The organism is Microbacterium sp. JZ70, from assembly GCF_053903225.1.
In genome coordinates, this window is record NZ_CP096405.1 from 885,942 (window position 1) to 907,275 (window position 21,334).

Annotated in this window: 15 protein-coding genes; 9 read left to right on the forward strand and 6 right to left on the reverse strand. The window is 72.9% G+C overall.

The window, feature by feature from the left end; genetic code table 11:
- The first annotated feature begins 6 nt into the window (after positions 1 to 6).
- The 7 genes from M1D46_RS03975 (at position 7) to add (ending at position 7,357) form a co-directional block, all read left to right on the forward strand.
- Complete coding sequence (locus tag M1D46_RS03975; RefSeq protein WP_456286686.1) at positions 7 to 1,251, forward strand: pyridoxal-phosphate-dependent aminotransferase family protein; 1,245 nt, start codon at positions 7 to 9, stop codon at positions 1,249 to 1,251.
- Positions 1,248 to 2,540, forward strand: a complete 1,293-nt coding sequence (locus tag M1D46_RS03980) for an allantoate amidohydrolase (RefSeq protein WP_456286687.1) — start codon at positions 1,248 to 1,250, stop codon at positions 2,538 to 2,540. Before M1D46_RS03975 ends, M1D46_RS03980 begins: the two co-directional genes overlap by 4 nt.
- 116 nt (positions 2,541 to 2,656) lie before the next feature.
- Positions 2,657 to 3,715 carry an ABC transporter substrate-binding protein gene (locus M1D46_RS03985; protein WP_456286688.1) on the forward strand — a complete coding sequence of 353 codons (1,059 nt, stop codon included), beginning with the start codon at positions 2,657 to 2,659 and terminating at the stop codon, positions 3,713 to 3,715.
- Positions 3,716 to 3,782: 67 nt separating this feature from the next.
- A complete protein-coding gene (locus tag M1D46_RS03990) occupies positions 3,783 to 4,595 on the forward strand; it encodes an ABC transporter ATP-binding protein (protein WP_421074995.1) in 813 nt (270 codons plus the stop codon).
- A complete protein-coding gene (locus tag M1D46_RS03995; RefSeq protein WP_456286689.1) occupies positions 4,585 to 5,469 on the forward strand; it encodes an ABC transporter permease in 885 nt (294 codons plus the stop codon). The genes M1D46_RS03990 and M1D46_RS03995 overlap by 11 nt, the downstream gene beginning before the upstream one ends.
- The gene (locus M1D46_RS04000) at positions 5,466 to 6,302 is read left to right on the forward strand and encodes an ABC transporter permease (protein WP_456286690.1); all 837 of its coding nucleotides are present in this window, start codon (positions 5,466 to 5,468) and stop codon (positions 6,300 to 6,302) included. Before M1D46_RS03995 ends, M1D46_RS04000 begins: the two co-directional genes overlap by 4 nt.
- A gap of 20 nt (positions 6,303 to 6,322) precedes the next feature.
- The gene (add, locus tag M1D46_RS04005) at positions 6,323 to 7,357 is read left to right on the forward strand and encodes an adenosine deaminase (RefSeq protein WP_324012911.1); all 1,035 of its coding nucleotides are present in this window, start codon (positions 6,323 to 6,325) and stop codon (positions 7,355 to 7,357) included.
- Positions 7,358 to 7,360: 3 nt separating this feature from the next.
- Here add and M1D46_RS04010 read toward each other — a convergent pair whose 3' ends face one another.
- Positions 7,361 to 8,785, reverse strand: coding sequence for an NCS2 family permease (locus tag M1D46_RS04010; RefSeq protein ID WP_456287149.1), 1,425 nt, complete (start codon positions 8,783 to 8,785; stop codon positions 7,361 to 7,363).
- 172 nt (positions 8,786 to 8,957) lie between these two features.
- Between M1D46_RS04010 and M1D46_RS04015 the strand changes: the two genes are divergently transcribed.
- Positions 8,958 to 9,710 carry an SDR family NAD(P)-dependent oxidoreductase gene (locus tag M1D46_RS04015; protein ID WP_374727761.1) on the forward strand — a complete coding sequence of 251 codons (753 nt, stop codon included), beginning with the start codon at positions 8,958 to 8,960 and terminating at the stop codon, positions 9,708 to 9,710.
- Here the strand turns inward: M1D46_RS04015 and M1D46_RS04020 are convergent.
- The 4 genes from M1D46_RS04020 to M1D46_RS04035 form a co-directional block, all read right to left on the reverse strand.
- The gene (locus M1D46_RS04020) at positions 9,695 to 12,421 is read right to left on the reverse strand and encodes a molybdopterin-dependent oxidoreductase (RefSeq protein ID WP_456286691.1); all 2,727 of its coding nucleotides are present in this window, start codon (positions 12,419 to 12,421) and stop codon (positions 9,695 to 9,697) included. The genes M1D46_RS04015 and M1D46_RS04020 overlap by 16 nt on opposite strands.
- Entirely contained in the window at positions 12,418 to 13,254 is an 837-nt protein-coding gene (locus M1D46_RS04025) for an FAD binding domain-containing protein (protein WP_456286692.1), read from the reverse strand. The genes M1D46_RS04020 and M1D46_RS04025 overlap by 4 nt, the downstream gene beginning before the upstream one ends.
- Positions 13,245 to 14,627: an 8-oxoguanine deaminase gene (locus M1D46_RS04030; protein WP_456286694.1), complete on the reverse strand. Its 1,383-nt coding sequence runs from the start codon at positions 14,625 to 14,627 to the stop codon at positions 13,245 to 13,247. The genes M1D46_RS04025 and M1D46_RS04030 overlap by 10 nt, the downstream gene beginning before the upstream one ends.
- An 85-nt stretch (positions 14,628 to 14,712) precedes the next feature.
- A complete protein-coding gene (locus M1D46_RS04035; protein ID WP_456286696.1) occupies positions 14,713 to 15,813 on the reverse strand; it encodes an XdhC family protein in 1,101 nt (366 codons plus the stop codon).
- A gap of 74 nt (positions 15,814 to 15,887) precedes the next feature.
- On the opposite strand from M1D46_RS04035, the gene M1D46_RS04040 reads away from it, so the two are divergent.
- Entirely contained in the window at positions 15,888 to 16,442 is a 555-nt protein-coding gene (locus tag M1D46_RS04040) for a nucleotidyltransferase family protein (protein WP_282979289.1), read from the forward strand.
- Positions 16,443 to 16,505: 63 nt separating this feature from the next.
- On the opposite strand, the gene M1D46_RS04045 is transcribed toward M1D46_RS04040, so the two are convergent.
- Positions 16,506 to 21,296 (reverse strand): lamin tail domain-containing protein, encoded by a 4,791-nt coding sequence (locus tag M1D46_RS04045; protein ID WP_456286697.1) that lies wholly within the window; start codon positions 21,294 to 21,296, stop codon positions 16,506 to 16,508.
- Positions 21,297 to 21,334: the final 38 nt, after the last annotated feature.

Below are 21,334 nucleotides of genomic sequence, written 5' to 3' on the forward strand. Positions count from 1 at the left end.
CACATCATGACGATCACCGCCCCGCTCGACCCGCCCGCCCGCCTCCTCATGGGCCCCGGCCCCATCTCGGCGTATCCGCGCGTCCTGCGCGCGATGTCGGCGCAGCTCGTCGGGCAGTACGACCCGTTCATGACCGCGACGATGCGCGAGACGCAGGAGCTCTACCGTCGCGTGTGGGCGACGCGGAACGACGCGACGCTTCTCGTCGACGGCACCGCGCGCGCCGGCATCGAGGCGGCGCTCATGTCGCTCATCCGCCCGGGCGACCGGGTGCTCGTGCCGGTCTTCGGGCGGTTCGGGCATCTGCTCGCGGAGATCGCGGAGCGCGCGCTTGCCGAGGTGCACGTCGTCGAGGTCCCGTGGGGCCAGGTGGTGCCGACCTCGCTCATCGAGGAGGCGGTCGCGCGCGTGAAGCCGGCGGTGCTCGCGCTCGTCCAGGGCGACACCTCAACGACGATGAACCAGCCGCTCGACGAGATCGGCGCGATCTGCGAGCGGCACGGCGCGCTCTTCTACACCGACGCGACGGCCTCGCTCGGCGGGAACGCGTTCCTCGCCGACGCCTGGGGGGTCGACGCCGCCACCGCGGGGCTCCAGAAGTGCCTCGGCGGGCCCAGCGGCTCGGCGCCGCTCACGCTCTCGGAGCGTGCCGTGTCGGTCATCCGCTCGCGCTCGCGCGTCGAGGCGGGCATCCGCGAGGACGCCGACGCGAGCGCCGCCGACTTCGTCCGCACGAACTACTTCGACCTCGGCATGATCCTCGACTACTGGGGGCCGCGACGCCTCAACCACCACACCGAGGCGACCTCGATGCTCTACGCGGCGCGGGAGTGCGCGGCCGTGCTCCTCGAGGAGGGGCGCGAGGCGGTGATCGAGCGGCACCGGCTGTCGGGCGCCGCGATGCTCGCGGGAGTCCGCGGTCTCGGGCTGGGCGTCTTCGGCGATGTCGCGCACCGGATGAACAACGTCGTCGCGGTCGAGGTCCCGGATGGCGTGCCGGCGGACGCCGTGCGCGAGGCGCTGCTCGACGACTTCGGCGTCGAGATCGGCACCTCGTTCGGGCCGTTGCACGGCCGGGTCTGGCGGATCGGCACGATGGGCTACAACGCGCGCAAGGACGCGGTGCTCGTCACGCTCGCGGCGCTCGAGGCGGTCCTGCGCCGCTTCGGCGTCGCCGTCGCTGCGGGCGGCGGGGTCGAGGCAGCCGGCGACGTCTTCCGCGCCGCGGTGCGCGAGGAGGTGCTCGCATGATCGCCTCGCGACTGGCGCTCTCGACCGAGCAGATCGCCGCGGCTGCCCGCCGCGTCATGGCGCGCTGCGACGAGCTCGCGCGGATCAGCGCCGACAGCGGAGCCATCACGCGCGTGTACCTCTCGCCCGAGCACGCGCGGGTGAACGCACTCGCCGACGCATGGATGAGCGAGGTCGGGATGACCACCCGGCAGGACGCCGCGGGCAATCAGCTCGGGCTCCTCCCCGCGGCCGATCCCGACGCGCCCGTGCTCATGCTCGGCTCGCATCTCGACACCGTGATCGACGCGGGGCGCTTCGACGGCATCGTCGGCGTGCTCATGGCGATCGAGGTCGTGCGCATCCTCCGGGTCGCGTCGGCGGACGGCGGGTGGCGGTCGCCGTTCCCGTTCGGGATCGAGGTGGCGGCGTTCGCCGACGAGGAGGGCACGCGCTTCGGACGCGCGCTGCTCGGGTCGTCGGCCGTCGCGGGCACCTGGGACGACGCCTGGTGGGACCTGGAGGACGCCGACGGGATCACGCTCCGCGACGCGCACCGCGCCTTCGGACTGGACGCGGCCGCCATCCGCGACGCCGCACGCGCCCCCGGGCAGCTCGTCGGCTACCTCGAGGCGCACATCGAGCAGGGGCCCGAGCTCGATCGGCGCGACGAGCCGCTCGCCGTGGTGTCGTCGATCGCCTCGGCGCGGCGGTTCCAGGTGGTCGTCGAGGGCGAGGCCCGTCACGCGGGCGGCACGCCCTACGACATGCGGCGCGACGCCCTCCTCGGAGCCAGCGAGGCGGCTCTCGCTGTCGAGCGCATCTGCTCATCGGAGCACCACATCATCGGCACCGTCGGGCAGCTCGAGGCGTTCCCGGGTGCGGTGAACGTCATCCCCGGCGAGACGCGGATGAGCATCGACCTGCGCGGCGAGTTCGACGGCGCGCGCGACCGCGTGTGGGAGCGGATCTCCCGCGAGCTCGACGAGATCATGGGCAGGCGACGGCTCCGCTGGCACGCGCGCGAGGTGCACAGCGCCCCCGCGCTCTTCTGCGCACCGCTCCTGCAGGACGTCGTGCGCGAGGGCATCCGCGCGAGCGTCGCGAGCGCCGAGCCGGCGTCGCTGTTCAGCCCGGCCGGGCACGACGGGATGACGCTGGGCGCGCTGACGGATGTCGGGATGCTCTTCCTGCGCAATGCGGACGGCATCAGCCACCATCCGGCCGAGTCCGTCCTCGGCGGCGACGTCGCGCTCGGCATCCGCGCGCTCGCGGAGGCCGTCGCGCACCGCGGCGCCGAGCCGAGCTGACCGGCGTCCTGCCGCGTAACACCGGCGCAACAGGCGCGCACGTCGGCGAAATCTGAGGCCCGTACTGTCGCCGAGTACTCACCCGAGAGCACCACCACCTGCAGATGGAGACCCGCATGCCCGCTTCATCCCTTCGTACCCGGCTCGGCGCATCCGCCGCGGTCGTCGCCCTGTCATCGCTCGTGCTCGCCGGATGCGCGGGCGAGCCCGCCGGCGGCGCCGCCGGCGACGACGAGAGCTTCGGCGAGATCTCGCTGCAGCTCAGCTGGATCCTCAACGAGGAGTTCGCGGGCGAGTACATCGCCGACAGCGAGGGCTACTACGAGGACGCCGGCTTCGACGCCGTGAACCTCGTGCCCGGCCCCTCGACCGGCACCGCCGAGCTGCTGAGCGGAAGCGTCGACATCGCGCTGAGCGACTCCGCCGCGGTCGGCACGGTCATCGCGAACGAGGGCGCCCCGCTCAAGATCATCGGCGCGACCTTCCAGGCCAACCCGTTCACGGTGCTCTCCCTCGCCGACGGCGGGAACATCGCCACGCCGGCCGACCTCGTCGGGAAGCGGATCGGCGTGCAGGACTCGAACACGTCGCTCTTCCAGGCGCTCCTCGCGGCCAACGGCATCGACCCCGCCGACGTCGAGGTCGTGCCGGTCCAGTACGACCCCGCGCCCCTCGTGAACGGGGAAGTCGACGGGTTCATCGCCTACCTCACGAACGAGGCCATCACGCTCGACCTCGCGGGGCTCGACACGGTCAACCTCGCCTTCGCCGACAACGGCCTGCCGTTCGTGGCGGAGACGGTCACCGTCACGGACGAGACGATCGAGACCGAGCGCGAGATGCTCAAGGCGTTCCTGGTCGCCGAGATCCGCGGCTGGACCGACGCGCTCGCCGACCCGCAGCGCGGCGCCGACCTCGCGATGGAGGAGTACGGCACCGATCTCGACCTCGACCCGGAGAAGACGCTCGCGGGCTCCGAGGCGCAGAACGCGCTGGTCGTGTCGGCGGACACCGAGGAGAGCGGCCTGTTCACGATCAGCGAGGAGCTCCAGGAGCGCACGATCGCGAGCCTTGCGGGGGCGGGCATCGACGTCACCGCCGAGGAGCTGTTCGACATGAGCCTCCTCGCCGAGGTCTACGAGGAGAACCCGGACCTCGTGGCGTACGCCGGCTGAACGCAGCCCCCGGGCCGGCCGACCCGGCCGGCCCGTTCCCGGCATCCCGACAACCCAAGGAGCACACGTGACCGACACGGCCATCCCCGCGATCCCCGCGTCGACGGCGGGGACCGGGCTGCAGATCACGGGGCTGAACAAGGTGTTCCGCTCGGGGCGCCGCAGCGTCGTGGCTCTGCAGGACGCCGACCTGCACACCGATCGGGGAGCGTTCCTCTCGCTCCTCGGACCGTCCGGGTGCGGCAAGTCGACCATCCTGCGGATCCTCGCGGGTCTCGAGGAGCCCACGAGCGGCACGATCCTCGTCGACGGACGCAGCCCAGAGGACCTGCGCCGCGAGAACCGACTGGGCATCGCGTTCCAGGACGCGGCGCTGCTGCCGTGGCGCAGCGTGCAGGCCAACATCCAGCTGCCGTTCGAGGTGGCCGGCCGGGCTGTCGACAGGGACTACGTGCGCGAGCTCATCGATCTCGTCGGCCTCACCGGCTTCGAGAAGGCGCGCCCCGCGCAGCTCTCCGGCGGGATGCGCCAGCGCGTCTCGATCGCGCGCTCGCTCGTCCTGAAGCCCGACGTGCTGCTGTTCGACGAGCCCTTCGGCGCGCTCGACGACATGACGCGGCAGCGGCTCAACCTCGAGCTGCTGCGCATCTGGACCGAGAAGCCCGCGACGACCCTGCTCGTGACGCACGGCATCTCGGAGGCGATCTTCCTCAGCGACAAGGTCGCGGTGATGAGCCCTCGGCCCGGGCGCGTCAAGGCGGTCATGGACATCGACCTGCCGCGGCCGCGCACCCCCGAACTCATGCGCACGCCCGAGTTCCACGCGTACGTCGACCAGGCATCGGAGCTCCTCTTCGGAGGGGGCGACGATGAGCGCTGACGGGGTGGGCGGCGGCTCGGGCGACGCGCGCGCGGCGGTCGCGGCCCAGGCCCCGGACGGGCGCGGCGCGCGCATCGCGTGGGAGGACGTGCGCCTTCCGTCCTGGCTCGTCGGCGCGATCGGGCTGGTGGGCGTGATCATCGCATGGTGGGTGCTCGCCGAGACCGCGCTCGCCGGCGTGGGCGCCGGCGTCCGCGCCGTCCCCACGCCGCCCGAGGTCGTGGTCGGCATCGTCGCGGCGGGATGGGACTTCTACGCGCGCAACTTCGCGGTCACCCTCGCCGAGGCCGGCATCGGGTACCTGTGGGGCAACGCCATCGCCCTCGTGCTCTCGGCCGCGGTGCTCGTCGTGCCGCGCCTCGAGGGCCTCGTGATGCAGCTCGCGATCCTGACCTACTGCGTCCCGATCGTCGCGATCGGCATCGTGCTCGTCGTCATCATCCCGGTGCCCCCTGCGGGGCAGCCGGCGGGCAACGCCGTGTTCCTGGCGGCGCTGTCGGTGTTCTTCACGACCGTCGTGAGCACCCTGCTCGGTCTCAAGGCCGCCGACCGATCCGCTCTCGACGTCGTGACCGTCTACGGCGGCTCGCGTCTGATGCAGCTGCGAAAGGTCCGCATCGTCGCGGCGCTGCCCTCCGCTCTGAACGCCCTCCAGGTCGCCGTGCCGGCCGCCTTCCTCGGCGCGGTGCTCGGAGAGTTCTTCGGCAAGGTGCAGTCGGGCGTCGGGCCGGCGATGATCGCCGCCCAGCAGGGCCTCGACGCGCCGCGCGTGTGGGGCCTCGCGCTCGTGTCGGGTCTCGTCGCGCTCGCCGGATTCGCGCTCCTCGGCGTCGTGGCGCGTCTCGTCGCGCCCTGGGCGAAGGGCGCGGCATGAGCGCGGGCGGCGCCGCGGCGGACATCCGGCGCGAGGCGCGCAGGGCCACCCTCCGCGCGCTCGGATCGAGTCTCGCGACCTTCGGCCTCACGCTCGCGGCGGTGCTCGTCCTCTGGCAGGGCCTGCTGTGGGCGACGGGCGTCTCGCCCTACGTCGGGAAGGGGCCGCTCGACGTCTGGACCTTCCTCGTCACGGCACCCGAGGCGGCGGAGAACCGTGCGCTGCTGATGGGCCAGCTCGTCACCACGCTCCAGGACGCCGCGATCGGGTTCGTCGCGGGGCTCGTCGTCGCGCTGCTCGTCGCGATCGGGTTCCAGCTGAGCCGGGGGCTCGAGCACGCGCTCATGCCGCTCGCGATGCTGCTGCGCTCGGTGCCGCTCGTGGCGATGGCGCCCGTCATCATCCTCCTGTTCGGGCGCAGCGCGGCCACCGTCGCGGTGATCGGCGGCATCGTCGTGCTGTTCCCGGCGCTCGTCAACATCGTGTTCGGGCTGCGGCAGGTCTCTCCGCAGATGAGGGACGTCATCCACGTCTACGGCGGATCGGCGTGGACGGCCCTGCGGAAGGTCGCGCTGCCGAGCGCGCTGCCCTCGCTCCTCGCCGCCGTGCGGATCTCGGTGCCGGGGGCCATCACGGGCGCGCTGCTGGCCGAGTGGCTCGCGGTGGGCGGCGGGATCGGCGGAGCCGTGGGCGCGTACAGCTCGCAGGCGCAGTTCTCCGCCCTGTGGTCGGCGGTCGTGCTCGTCACGGCCGCGGCCCTCGTGATCTACAATCTCGTGGCCGTCGTCGAGTCCGTCGTCCTCGCCCGGATGGGCATGGCGGATCGCGCCTGAGCTCGCATCGAAGGGAACCCATGACCACCGACCTCCGCGCGTTCGCGCGCGCCCTGCCGAAGGCCGAGCTGCACCTCCACCTCGAAGGGACCCTCGAGCCGGAGCTGAAGTTCGCGCTCGCCGCCCGCAACGGCATCGCGCTCGCCGAGAAGACCGTCGAGGACGTCGTCGCCAGCTACGACTTCACCGATCTGACGAGCTTCCTCGCCGTGTACTACCCCGCAATGACCGTGCTGCAGACCGCCGACGACTTCCACGATCTCGCGTGGGCGTACCTGCAGAAGGCGAGGGAGCAGGGCGTCGTCCACGTCGAGATGTTCTTCGACCCGCAGGCGCACACGAGCCGCGGGGTGCCGTTCGCGGACGTCATCGCCGGCTACCGCCGTGCGGTCGTGCGCGCGCAGGATGAGCTCGGCGTCTCGGCCGAGCTCATCCTCTGCTTCCTCCGCGACTTCACGGCGGAGCACGCGATGTCGACCCTCATGGAGGCGCTGCCCTACCGTGCCTGGATCATCGGGGTCGGACTCGATTCGGACGAGCGCGGCAACCCGCCGGCGAAGTTCGCCGAGGTGTTCGCCCGTGCGAAGGCGGAGGGCTTCTTCACGACGATGCACTGCGACATCGACCAGCCCGGCTCGATCGAGCACATCCGCCAGGTGATCGAGGAGATCGGCGTCGACCGCATCGACCACGGCACGAACATCGTCGAGGACCCGGCGCTCGTCGCCGTCGCCCGCGAGCGCGGGCTCGGCTTCACGACCTGCCCCGTGTCGAACTCGTTCGTGACCGAGGAGATGAAGGCGGACGAGATCGTCCAGCTCCTGCGCGAGGGCGTGCGGGTGACGGTCAACTCCGACGATCCGGCCTATTTCGGCGGCTACGTCGCCGACAACTACGTCGCCCTCGCGGAGCACGCGGATCTCTCCGCCGCCGACCTCGCCCGGCTCGCGATCAACTCCTTCGAGGCCGCGTGGCTCACGCCCGCGCGCCGCGCGGCCTACATCGCATCGGTCGTCGACTGCGCGCAGGCGCACGGCGTGCCGCTGCCGGAGTGAGCGCTACGCCCCGAGCAGCGCCCGGATCGGCTCGATCGTGAAGTACACGACGAAGAGCGCGCCGACGAGCCACATGAGCCAGTGCACGTCGCCGACCTTGCCGCGGGCGAGCTTCACGATGATGTAGGCGATGAAGCCCGCGCCGATGCCGTCGGCGATCGAGTACGTGAACGGCATGATGACGATCGTGAGGAAGGCCGGCAGGGCGACCTCGATGTTCTTCCAGTCGATGCCGGCGACCTGCGTGAGCATGAGGAAGCCGACGAGCACGAGCGCGGGGGCCGCGGCCTCGTAGGGCACGAGCGCGACGAGCGGCGCGAAGAGGGTCGAGAGCAGGAACGCGATGCCGGTGACGACCGACGCGAGGCCGGTTCGCGCGCCGTCGCCGACCCCCGCGGTCGACTCGACGAAGGCGGTGTTCGAGGACACCGAGCCCACGCCGCCCGCGACGGCGCCGAGCGAGTCGACGATGAGGATCTGCTTCGTGCGCGGCGGGTTCCCGTTCGCGTCGAGCAGCTTCGCCTCGGCGCCGATCGCGACCATCGTGCCCATGGTGTCGAAGAAGTCGGCGAGCAGCAGCGTGAAGACGAGCAGCACGAGGGTGACGATGCCGATGCTCTGCACCGAGCCGAGCAGGTTGAACTGCCCGATGAGGGAGAAGTCGGGCACGGCGATGACGCCCGAGAACGTCGGGGGCGAGTTGAAGCCGCCGGGGTTCTCGTCGCCGCGCGCGCCGATGTGGAGGGTGTTCTCGAGGAGGATCGCGAGCGCGGTCGCGACGAGGATCGAGATGAGGATGGCGCCCTTCACCCGGCGCGCGTGCAGGACGATCGCGAGGACGAGCCCCACGACGAAGACGAGGATCGGCCACGTGCCGAGGTTGCCGAGGGCGAGGATGGTCGCGCCGTCGCCGGTCACGAAGCCCGCGTTCGCGAGGCCGATGAGCGTGATGAACAGGCCGATGCCCGCCCCGATCGCGGTCTTCAGCGGCGTCGGGACGGCTCGGAAGACGGCCTCGCGGAACCCGGTGAGCACGAGGAGCAGGATGAGCAGGCCCTCGATCACGATGACGCCCATCGCGTCGGCCCAGGTCACGCCAGGGATCGCGGCGATCGAGTAGGTCACGACCGCGTTGAGGCCGAGGCCCGCCGCCATCGCGAGCGGGAAGTTCGCCACGACGCCCATGAGGATCGACATGATGCCGGCGATGAGAGCGGTCGCCGACGCGATCATGCTGAGGTTCGGAGCGTCGCCGCCGCCGAGGAACTCTCCGGTGCCATCCGCCGACGTGCCGATGATGAGCGGGTTCAGCACCACGATGTACGACATCGCGAAGAAAGTGACGAGGCCGCCGCGGATCTCGGTGCCGACGGTCGAGCCGCGCTCGGTGATGCGGAAGAAGCGGTCGAGGGGCGCAGGGGTGCTCATCATAGGGTCATCGTTCCATCGGGGTGAGGGGTGGAGCCGCACGGGTCACGGGTTCAGGATGGCAGTTGCGGGCTGCGCGCGCATCGACCCGCCTGTCTTCGACAGGCGTAGTCTAGATGTCAGGGTTCATGCAAAGGCATGGATCTTCGCGCAGGAGATCGAAGGGAACATTATGTCATTCGACGGAAGGGTCGCCCTCGTCACGGGCGGCGGATCGGGCATCGGCGAGGCCATCGCGAAGGACCTGGCGGCCCACGGTGCGAAGGTCGTCGTGACCGACATCGACCTGGATGCCGCGCAGCGCGTGGCCGACGACATCGCCGCTGCCGGGGGCGAGGCCGCGGCGTTCCGCGCCGACACCTCGGTCGCCGAGGACAGCGAGAAGGCGGTCGCGTTCGCCAAGGAGACGTTCGGCCGCCTCAACTACGCGGTCAACAACGCCGGGATCGGCGGCCGCCAGGCGCCGACCGGCGAGATCGACGTGGATGACTGGAACCGCGTCATCGGCATCAACCTCGACGGCGTGCTCTACGGCATGCGGCACCAGATCCCCGCGATGCTCGAGGCCGGAGCCGGCGAGAGCGCGATCGTGAACATGGCGTCGATCCACGGGATGGTCGCCGCGCTCGGCAACTCCGCGTACACGGCCTCGAAGCACGCGGTCGTCGGCCTCACGAAGAACGCCGCCGCCGAGTACGGCGCGCAGGGGCTGCGCATCAACGCGGTCGGGCCTGGCTACATCGACACCCCGCTCCTGCAGAAGCTGCCCGCCGAGGCGCTCGAGGCGCTCAAGGCCAAGCACCCGCTCGGGCGGCTGGGCCGGGCAGAGGAGGTCGCGAAGGTCGTCCGCTTCCTCCTCTCCGACGACGCGTCGTTCGTGACCGGCGGCTACTACCTCATCGACGGCGGCTACACCGCCGTCTGACCCTCCTGCAGCAGCCGCCACACGCGCTCGCGGGTGAACGGCTGATGGAAGGGGCGCCGGCCGATGGCGCGCGCGATCGCGTTGCCGATGGCCGGCGCCACGGGGTTGTAGGGGGACTCGCTCATCGACTTCGCCCCGAACGGGCCGAGCGCGTCGGCGGTGTCGGCGAAGAGCACCTCGGTGTCGGGGATGTCGGCCGACTGCGGAACCCGATACGTGCGGAACATCGGATTCCGCACGACCCCGTCCTCGACGAGCACCTCCTCGTACAGTGCGCCGCCGATGCCCTGGGCGACGCCTCCCTCGACCTGGCCGCGGCACTGCGCGGGGTTCATGACGAAGCCCGCGTCGGCCGCGTGGACCGACTTCAGGATGCGGACGACGCCGGTCTCCGGGTCGACGGCGACGCGGACGGCGTGCACGTCGAACGCGAGGGAGCGGCGGTCGCCGTGCTCCTCGCCGGCCGCGGTGATCCCGCCGGGCCCCGCGAGCTCCGCGAAGGGGATGACGCCCGCCGGGGTCGCGACGCCCTCGGCCGTGGGCGCGCACTCCGCCGGGGAGACGCCCGTGCGCGCGGCAGCGAGCCCGACCATCCGCTCGCGCAGCGCGAGGCAGGCGGCGTGGAGCGCCTTGCCGGCGACGGTCGTGCCGGCCGACGCGAACGCGCCGGTGTCGTGCGGAACGAGCGCCGTGTCGGCGTGGGCGAGCCGGATCATGGAGAGCGGCACGCCGAGCGCGCTCGCCGCGATCTGCCGGTGGACGGTGGTCGTGCCGTTGCCGAACTCGGCCGTGCCCGTGCGCAGCTCGAAGACGCCGTCGGGCCGCAGCGATGCCGACGCGTGCGCCACGTGGCCGAAGGGCGCCATCGTCGCGATCATGGCGGCGGCCATCCCCTCGCCGACGAGCCAGCCGTCGGGCGCGGTCTCGCCGTCACCGCGCTGCATCGCCTCCTGCGCGAGGTCGAGGCACTGATCGAGCCCGTAGCTGCCCCACACGAGGTCGTCCTCGACGTGGCCGTCGGCCGCGAGGATCGGGTCGCCCTCGCGCACGGCGTTGCGGCGCCGGACCTCGAACGGATCGAGACCGAGCCGCTCGGCGAGCATGTCCATGGCCGACTCGATGCCGAGCATGACCTGCCCGAGGCCGTATCCGCGGAAGGCCCCCGACGGCGGGTTGTTCGTGTAGACGACCTCGGCGTCGAGCCGGAGCACGGGCGTGCGGTAGATCGTGACCGACTCGGCGACGCCGTGGAAGAGCACGCCGAGCGCGTGGTTGCCGTACGCGCCGGTGTCGCTCAGCACGTCGAGGCGCATCGCCGTGAGCCGGCCGTCGGCATCCGCGCCCAGCTCGACGCTCACGCGCATCGGATGCCGCACGGGCGCGCGGAGGAACTCGTCCGCGCGGGAGAACTCGTACGCGACGGGGCGCCCCGTGCGCAGCACGGCGAGCGCGACGAGGTCCTCCGCGAGGAGCTCCTGCTTGCCGCCGAAGCCGCCGCCGACGCGGGGCGCGAAGACGCGGACGCGCTCGCGCGGCAGCTCGAGGATGCGCGCGAGCTCGTCGCGGGTGAGGAACGGGACCTGCGTCGACGAGCGGATGGTCAGGACGTCGCCCTCGAGCCATCCGACCGCGCCGTGCGTCTCGAGCTGCGCGTGCGACGTGCGCGACGTCTGCCAGGTGCCCGCGACGGTGACGGCGCTCGCCGCGAGCGCGGCGTCGATGTCGCCGCCCCGCCCCGTGTGGACGGCGCCGACGACGTTGCGCGCGGCATCCGCGACGCGGTCGTCGGGCGTGCGGTCGGGATGGATGGCCGGAGCACCCGGCGTGCGCGCGGCCTCGGGGTCGAAGACGGCGGGGAGCGGCTCGTAGGCGACCGCGATGAGACCGCAGGCGCGCTCGGCCGCCGCCGCGGTCTCGGCGACAACGGCCGCGACGCGCTGGCCGATGTGCCGCACGACGTCGTCGAGCATGCGCGTGTCGTCGGGGTCGTCGGTGCGGTGCTCGTGGCGCCCCGTCGAGTAGCGGATGCCGGGCACGTCGCGGTGCGTGAAGACCGCCACGACGCCCGGCACGGCCTCGGCCGCGGTCGTGTCGATGGACGTGATGCGGGCGTGCGCGTGGGGCGACGACAGGACGCGCAGGATGAGCGCCCCGTCCGGCACCTCGTCGAACGTGTACGGCTCGCGCCCCTGCACGATGCGGCGGGCGGCCTCCGGCACGACGGACCGGCCGACGCCGCCGGCCTCCTCCTGGGACGTGCCGGGCCTGGTCTCGCGCACCGCCGTGAGCGTCGACGCGATCGCCTCGCGGATCGGGCGGTATCCCGTGCAGCGGCAGAGGTTGCCCTTGAGACGCCGGTCGAGGTCGCGCTCGTCGCCCGGCTGCAGGCACGACGCGGTCACGCTGATCCCCGGCGTGCAGAACCCGCACTGGAACCCGAACCCGGTCGCGAGCGCCTCCTGCACGGGGTGGAGCTCGTCGCCCGGAGCGAGCCCGGCCGCCGTCGTGACCGCGACGCCCTCCGCGCGCACGGCGGGGATGAGGCACGAGTGGACAGGGACGCCGTCGACGAGCACGCCGCACGCGCCGCAGTCGCCGGCATCGCAGCCCTTCTTCACCTCGGTGTGCCCGTGCTCGCGCAGGAGCGTGCGCAGGCACTGACCGGGGCGCGGATCGGCGTCGACGGGGGAGCCGTTGACCGTGAACCTCATTCCGCGTCTCCTTCCGCGAGGGCCGCGCGGCAGCGTTCCGCGAGGACGACCGAGACGCCGCGGCGCCAGTCGGCGGCGCCCAGGGGGTCGGTGTACCAGCCCTCGGCCCCGGCCACCGCGGCCCTCAGGTCGGCCGCGCTCGGGAGGGATGGCCAGCGCAGCACGACGGGGCGCTCGACGCTCGCCGTGATGCCGAACACCGCGGCTCCGCCCTCGTCCACCCGGCCGGTCACGACGGCGTCCGAGCGTCCGAGCTCGGCGAGCGCGATCCGACGCAGCGCGGCCCGCGACCGCAGGGCCCGCGCGGGGATGTCGACGGCGCGGATGATCTCTCCCGTACCGAGCGAGCTGAGGCCGTTCCCTGCCGGGATCTCGGCCACGGGCATCCGGCGCTCGCCTCCGTCGGGGGTCCAGATGAGCGCCTCGGCGTCGAGGGCCGCGCCGAGCGCGACCATGGCCGCCGCGGCGTAGGACTGAGCGATGTTGCCGCCGACCGTCGCGGTGTTCCAGATCTTGAAGGAGGCGAGGAGGGCGTGCGCGGCGTCGGCGAAGAGGGGCACGGCCGTCCAGGTCGGATCGGGGCGCAGCGCGTCGCGGCCCTCGGCGAACGCGACGAGGCGCGCGATGGGGCAGGTCGCCCCGATGCGCAGGCCGTCGGCCGACGGCTCGAGGTCGGGCCAGCCGAGCGTCGTGAGGTCGACGAGCCCCGTGATGAGCGGGCTCGGCGCGCTGAAGAGCAGCGTGCCGCCCGCGAGCGGCACCTCGCCCGGCGCGAGGGCGAGGTCGGCGCGCGAGCGTGCGCGCCGGTAGGTCTCGACGGCGTTCAGATCCATGACGCCCGCTCCGCCAGCGCGCGCGATGCGGCGGTCACCCGCTCGGCGATCCGCCCCTCGTCGGAGGAGACGAGCACGTCGTCCGCCACGACCGTGCGCCCGCCGACGAGAAGCCGCCGCAGCGGCGGCAGGGCGCCCAGGCCGAGCGCCGCGACCGGGTCGAGGATGCCGGCGTGCTCGACGCCCCCGATCCACCACACGGCGACGTCCGCGAGCAGTCCGGGCTCGAGCGCCCCGATCGCGTCCTCGCGTCCGAGGACGCGCGCGCCGCCGGCCGTCGCCATCCGAAGGGCGTCCCGCACGCTCATCCCGTCAGCGCCCGAGCGGAGCCGGCCCATGAGCACGGCCTCGCGGATCTCGACCCCGAGCTGTCCCGACTCGTTGGACGCCGCCCCGTCGACGCCGAGCCCGACGGGCACGCCCGCGTCGAGCATCGTGCGCACGGGTGCGATCCCGGCCGCCAGCCGCCCGTTCGACGACGGGCAGTGGGCGACCCCCGTGCCGGTGGCCGCGTACCGCGCGACGGCGGCGTCGTCGAGGTGCACGGCGTGCGCCATCCAGACGTCGTCACCCAGCCTGCCGAGGCCCTCGAGATACGCCGTCGGCGACATCCCGAAGCGCTCCGCGCAGAACGCGTCCTCCTCGGCGGTCTCGGAGGCGTGCGTGTGGAGGCGGACGCCCAGGGCGCGAGCCAGGGCCGCCGATTCGCGCAGCAGGTCGCCGGTGACCGAGAACGGCGAGCACGGCGCGATCGCGATGTGCACGCGCGAGTCCGGGCTCGGGTCGTGCCAGCGCTCGACCGCCTCCTGCGATGCGCGGAGGGCGGCGTCCGTCTCCTCGACGGCGGCGTCCGGCGGCAGCCCGCCCTGCGAGGCGCCGAGATCCATCGACCCGCGGGTCGCGTGCAGCCGCACGCCGATCTCGTCGGCGGTCGCGACGAGCGCGCCGACGATGTCGCCGGAGCCCTGCGGGAAGACGTAGTGGTGGTCGGCGACGGTCGTGCAGCCCGAGCGGGCGAGCACGGCCATCGCGCCGGCGGCGCCCTCGCCCGTGAGGTCGGCGTCGATGTGCGACCACAGGGGGTAGAGCGCCGTCAGCCAGTCGAAGAGGATGGCGTCCTGCGCGCGCCCTCGGGTGAGCCACTGGAAGAGGTGGTTGTGGGTGTTCACGAGGCCCGGGGTGACGAGGCAGTCCGTCGCGTCGACGACCTCGGCGCCCGCGCGCAGCTCGGCCGGAGCGGCCCCCGCTCCCACCGCGGCGATGCGCCCGCCCTCGATGACCACGTGACCCGTGCGGTGCTCGGTCCCGTGCTGGTCGACCGTGACGACGTAGCCGCCCTCGATGATCGTGCGGGCGGGTGCGATGGTGCTCATGACGCTCCTGGGGTCTGTGACGGACGTCGCAGTCCCCGCCCTGACGTGCGCGGAGTCATGGTGATAGGACACGCTCACGCCGATCCTAGGAACCCCGTGTCACGGCGGTGTTACGCGGAGGAGCCGCGCACGCGGCCTCGGCCGCCGGGCGGTCGCGGTGCAGCGGCCCGGTCCGCTCGCGCAGCGGCGCGCCGGTTCCCCCATGCCGGGCGGCGAGGATCTCCGCGAGGATCGCGACCGCCGTCTCCTCGGGCGCCGAGCCGCCCAGGTCGAGCCCGAGCGGGGCGTGCAGCCGCGCGAGGTCGGCGTCGGAGACGCCCTCCGCCCGCAGGAGCTCGGCGCGCCGCGCGACGGTCGCGCGGGCGCCGAGCGCGCCGACGAACCCGATCGGCAGGGCGAGGGCCTGGCGGATGGCCGGCACGTCGAGCCGCGCGTCGTGGGTGAGCACGCACACGGCCGTGCGCGCGTCGACCGCGCTCTCCGGAAGGCGCGCGAGGTGCTCGTGCGGGAGGGCGGCGACGAGGTCGTCGGCATCGGGGAAGCGCTCGCGCGTGACGAGCAGCTCCCACGGATCGACGACGGTCACCGCGAAGCCCGCCGCCGCGCCGACGCGGCAGAGCGCCGCGGCGTGCTCGGTCGCGCCGGCGAGGATGAGGCGCGGTCGCGGGGCGCTCGAGACCGCCAGCACCGCCGGACGGCCGACGACCCGGGTCTCGGCGAGGAGCGCCGCGGCATCGAACGCGGCCGACGACGCGGGGCCGAGGTCGCGCGAGGCGACGATCCGACCGCGGTCCGCGCCCTCCAGGACGATCCCCGCGGTCGCCGCGCGGCCATCCGCCGCCCGCTCGAGCGCCCGCATCGCGACGGGGTCGGCGGCGCGAACCTCGTAGGCGATGACGTCGACCTGGCCGCCGCACGCGAGGCCCGCCGCGTGCGCCGTCCGGTCGTCGAAGCCGAAGGTCGCGGTGCGGGCGACGCCGTCGGCCAGCACCGCGTGCGCGAGGACGACCGCGTCGCCCTCGACGCATCCGCCCGAGATCGAGCCCACGACCTCGCCCTCATCCGTCACGGCCATCGACGCGCCGAGACCCCGGGGCGCGCTACGCGCGACGCGGGTCACGGTGATCACCGCGGCGCGTCGGCCGCGCGCGAGCCGATCGAGGAGAGCCGCCGCGAGTTCGAGCATGCTCCACGCTATCCCTCCCCATGTTTCACGGAGAAGACAGGAGCGCTGTGAGATCGGCGCGCTACGGTCGGAGGATGGCGGCGATCTGCGGGATCGTGCTGGCGGCCGGCGCCGGCACGCGCTTCGGCGGGCCCAAGGCGCTCGCGCGCACGGCGGATGGCACGCCCTGGCTCGCCCGCGTCGTCGCGGCGCTCGAGGAGGGCGGCTGCGATCGCGTCGTCGTCGCCCTGGGAGCGCGGGCCGCAGCGGCGCGCTCCCTCGTGCCGGACCGCGCCGACATCGTCGTGGCATCCGACTGGCAGGACGGCATGTCCGCCACCCTGCGCTCCGCGCTCGCCGCGTCTGCGGGCGCGGACGCGGTCGTCGTCGCGACCGTCGACGTCCCCGAGCTGCCGAGCACGGCCGTCCGGCGCGTGCTCGCGGCCGCGGGCGATCCGCCGACCGCCCTCGCGCAGGCCGTCTACCGGGGCCGGCCCGGCCATCCGGCCGTCATCGGCTCCGCGCACGTCGACGCGCTGACGGCCTCGCTGTCGGGCGACCGGGGAGCGCGCCCCTACCTCGTCGCGAACCGCGTGCGCGAGGTCGAGTGCGGCGACCTGTGGTCGGGCGAGGACATCGACACGCGCTGAGGGAGGCGAGAGACGCCGAAGCGGCCGGATCCATCGGGATCCGGCCGCTTCGGGTGCGCGGTGTCAGCTGCGGCGCGTGCGGGCGCGGGCGACGAGCGCCGTTCCGAGCGCGATGAGCGCGAGCGCGGCGGCCACGAGCGTCGCGGCCATCGTGATGCCGGTCGGCTCGAGCTCCCGCTGCTCGTCAGCGGTCGGCTCCTCGGGTGCGTCCTCGGGTGCCGTGTCCTCGGGGGCAGCCTCGGGCGTCGACTCGGCCGGCGGAACCGGCTGCTCCGACTCCGGGGCCTCCGACTCGGGCGACTGCTCCGGGGCAGGGGCCTCCGACTCGGGCGACTGCTCGGGGCGCGGAGCCTCGGGCGACGGCGTCTCCTCGGGCTCGGGGGTGCCTGCGGGCGCCTCCGGCTCGGGCGTCTCCTCGGAGTCCGGTCCGCCCGGGCCCTCGCCGAAGTCCGGCGTCTCCTCCGGCCGGGGCGTCTCGCCCGGCTGCTCGGACCCGGGCGTCTCACCCGGACCAGGCGTCTCACCCGGACCAGGCGTCTCGCCCGGCTCCTCGGGACCGGGCGTCTCGCCCGGCTCCTCGGTCGCCTCGATGAGGGTGAAGGTGCGCACGGCCGAGACCTCGACGGCGCCATGCGGGTCGCGCGTCTCCACGAACCAGCCGTGGTCGCCGAGCACCTCGAGCGGCCACTTGACCGCAGCCACGGTGCCGCTCTCGACGCCGGCGAGGGCGTCGATCTCGTTCGCGGTGAGGATCTCCGCCGTGAACCCGGAGGTCGCGAGCGTCTTGTCGCTCGGCGCGATCCCGAGATCCGCGTAGGGCACCTCGAAGTCCTGGTGCAGGTAGGGGTCCTCGGCGGGGCCCAGCAGGCTCGGCTCGTCGGAGTTGTAGCGCTGGAGCGACGGCGAGAACGTGCGCACGGCCATCCGCTGCCCGACGTTGTCGAACTGCAGCAGGCGCAGGAAGCCCTGACCGCCCTCGGGCAGGCCCTGGTAGTCGAACAGCATCGCGTGGACCTTGCGGTCGGCGACGCCGTCGCCGTCGTCGTCGAACTCGTCCACGCGCGTGAACGCGTCGTGGTAGTGCCCCGAGAAGACGAGCCGCACGTTCGGGTTGGTCGCGACGACCTCGTCCATGATCTGCTGCGGCACGGGTCCGAGTCCGCCCGTCGTGAGCATGAACTCGTGCAGGTTGATGATCGCGATGCGCTCGGGGTGCTGCGCGAGCACCTCGTTCATCCAGTCGATCGCGCTCTGCTGGGGGTCCCACCCCATGTAGAGCATGATGAAGTCGATCCCGCCCGCGGTGATGAGGTCGTAGTGACCGCGGTTGTCCTCGAAGCTCTCGCCGTACCAGGGCCGGTCGGCATAGCGCGCCTCGCCGAAGTACCGCGAGAAGTTCGCGTAGTCGCTCACGCCGTGCCCGACGTCGTGGTTGCCCGCGAGCACGCCGTAGGGCAGACCGGCGTCATCGAGCCGCGCGTACTGCGGGGAGGCGTTCAGCCACTGGTACTCCTGGTCGTAGTCGTCCACGACGTCGCCCGTGTGGATGAGGTACTGGATGTTCTGCGCCTCGCGCTGGCCCAGCACGTAGTCGTGGATCGCCGCCTGGTGCTGGGTGAACTCCTCGTTGTAGTACTGCGTGTCCGACTCCCACGCGATCGTGAAGTCGTACTCCGAGCGGGGCGTGTCGTCGGGGTGCGCGGGGGCGACCTCCGAGTCGCGCGTCGAGAGGTTCGCGCCGGCGAATCCCTCGGAGTGCTGCACGAGCGCCGTGATCACGCCGTCGTGCGCGGCGTCGGCCACGGGGATGGAGCCGGTGAGCGTGAACTCCTCGCCCTCCGACGCCGTGAGGTGACGCGAGATCTCGATCCACGAGGCGCCGTCGGCCGCGAGCGCGTACAGGATGACCTGCGCGTGCGCGTCCGCCGAGCCCGACCAAGTGAGGCGCGCGGTCGCGCCCTCGCCCGCGTCGTCGGGGACGGCGACGTCGAACGTGTAGTACGGCAGCGCGTCGGTCGACGTCACGGGGGCGAGCCCCGTGGTCGTCGGCAGGTCCGCTGCGGCCGCTGCGGCACCGGCGGATGGCGCGGGCTCGGCCGACGGCTCGAGGTCGCGCTCGAGGGCCGACGCGTCGTGCGTCGTGCCGCTCGCCGCGGTCACCTCCTCATCGCCCAGCTCGAAGCGGTGCCCCTCGCGGAACGACACGTCGAGCGGGTCGCCCATGGGGTCGGTGACCATCGCCTGCAGGATGACGTCGCCAGCCTCGACCTCGGCGCCCTCATCGGGGGCGAAGCCGTCGGCGCCCGGCTGCTCCTCGGGCACCGTGAAGGTCGTCGTGGACTCGCCCGCGTTGCCGACGTGGTCGGTCGCCGTGACGGCGAGCACGTGCTCCCCGGCTGCGAGCTCGACGGAGGAGGTCCGCGTGCCGAGCTCGACCGGCTCGCCGTCGAGGGTCGCGACGACCTCCGCGACGCCCGAGCCCGCGCCATCCGACACCTCGGCGTCCAGGACGATCTCGCCCTGGTACACGCGCCCGTCCTCGATCGCGGGTGCGATCTCGGGGGCCGTGTTGTCGACCGTGACCTGCGCGGTCGCGGCGTGCGTGCCGTCGGTCGCGCTCACCTCATGGGCGCCGTCGGCGGTCGCCGTCGTGTCCCAGTCGTGTGCGACCGCCGTGAACGCGTCGTCGGGGATCGCGAAGACCGACGCGAACATGTCGTTCTTGCCCGCGCTGTCGCCCATCTGGATGATCCGCGTCGGGTCGTCGTAGCCCTCGGGGCGCAGCGTGCGCCCATCCGGCAGGACGAGCCGCATGCCCGAGATGACGAAGTCGTCGTTGTTCTCGAACTCGTCGATCCACGGGCCGGCCTTCGTGCCCGCCCAGATGTCGACCGAGAGCGGCGCACCCTGCGCGATGTGCTCGAGCGGCACGGGGACGGCCATCGTCTCGGTGCGCTCGTACGTGCCCTCGTCGAAGATGTGCAGGATCTCCTCGCCGATCCGCACGCCGTTGCGGAAGTAGAAGTCGGTCTGCGACGTCTCGAACACGAACTGCGGCTCGTGCTCGAGCGATGCGCGCGTCGGCACCGACGCGCCGTCGATCGCGAGGGCGAGCGCGGGCGGGAAGTCCTCTCCCGCCGCCGACACGGTCGTCGTGCCGCCCACGAACTGCCCGTCCGACACATTGAGGCGGACGGGATCGGTCGACGCGCCCGCGACCGGAACGCGTCGCGTCTCCGTGCGGATCTCGTTGACGCCGTCGGTCGCGACGACGGTGTACTCGTACCAGCTCTTGCCCATGAGGTCGGCGGCGCCGACGGTGAGCCGGTAGGCCGCCTCGTCGTCTGCGGCGTGGACGAGATTGACGACGCGCGACTCCGGGTCGACGTCGTTGCGGATCTCGAGCGAGACCGTGCGCACGCGCACGTCGTCGGTCACGGAGAGATCGACCGTGAAGCCGGCGGCCGGGTCGATCTCGGCGACCGTGCGGTCGACGAGAGACGGCGCGACCGCGTCGTCGGCCACGACCGCGAGGCCGGACGGCACCTGATCGACCTGGACGCGACCCGGCGACGCCGCGCGCGCATCGACGATCGACTGCAGGGCGAGGTCGTCCGAGGAGGTGTAGCGGATGCCGCGATCGGCGTCGACGTCGTCGGCTCCCGCCATGTTGTAGTAGGCGCGGTTGATGCTGAAGCCCGTGTTCGTGCGGATGTCGAGACCGCGCGCCGAGCCGTTGGCCATGCCAGCCGACGCGATCTCGACGAGACTCTCGCCGGCGACGAGGTCGGTGCCGAACTTCGCGTTGAAGTCGGCGGCGCCGAGACCCGCGTTGCCGGCGTTCTTGATCCAGAGGACGAGCGTCTCGCCGCCCGGGATCACGACGTCGCGCGGCGACGACGGCCACAGCGCCTCGTTGGTGTTCGTCTCGTAGTCCTGCGGGTACAGGTAGGTGATCGCGTAGTCCGCGAAGTCGATCGGAGCGCTCGTGGCGTTGTAGACCTCGATGAACTCGTAGCCGTCGGCGCCGCCGACGTTCTCCGAATCCGGGAGCACCTCCGTGATCTGCAGCGGCGCGGCGACGACCGACGAGTCCGGCTCGAGCACGCCGATGTCGGCCGGATCGCCCGGCGTCGGCTCAGGCGTCGCGGTCGGCTCGGGGGTCTCGGTGGGCTCGGGCTCGGGCGTCGTGGGCGTGAGCTGCGCGGGCGAGACCGCGCCGGGGGTCATCGCCGTGCGGGTCGCCGCGACCGGGGCGGGCTCGCCGACGGCGGATGGCACCGAGAAGTCGACGCCGAGATCGGTCGCCATCGAATCGGTCGGGTAGAACGACCAGGTGAGGATGCCGTGGGCGTCGCTCACGCGGATGCCGCGCCCGCCGCCGTTGGCCATCCCCGGCTGTCCGGTCACGCGGAGCACCTGCGTGCCCTCGGGCGTGCCGGTGGCCGCGCGGAACTCGTCCGCCGTGCGCGCGAAGGAGTCGAGCGTGCCGTCGCTGTTCGCGTAGCTCACCCACAGCACGACCGACCCGCCGGGGGCGATCGTCGCGTCGCCGTCCACCGTGAGCGCGACATCGCGCGCCGTGTCGGCCGAGTCGACGTAGGTGTACGCGAAGGAGAGGCTCGAGAGCGGCACGGGCGCATCGGTCGGGTTGGTGACCTCGATGTACTCGAACTCGTCGGCTCCCACGGGATTCGCGAGGATCTCCGACACGAACACGGGCGGCGTGGCACCTCCTTCCGCCGCGGTCGCCGAGACGGGGACGAGGGCAGCGCAGCCTGCGAGGATCACGGCGGTCGTCGCGAAGGCGAGCGACCGCGTGAGCCCCGGGCGCGCCGAACGATGTTCGGGCATGAGGGTGCTTCCGGGAGAGATGCGGGAGAGGTGCCGTC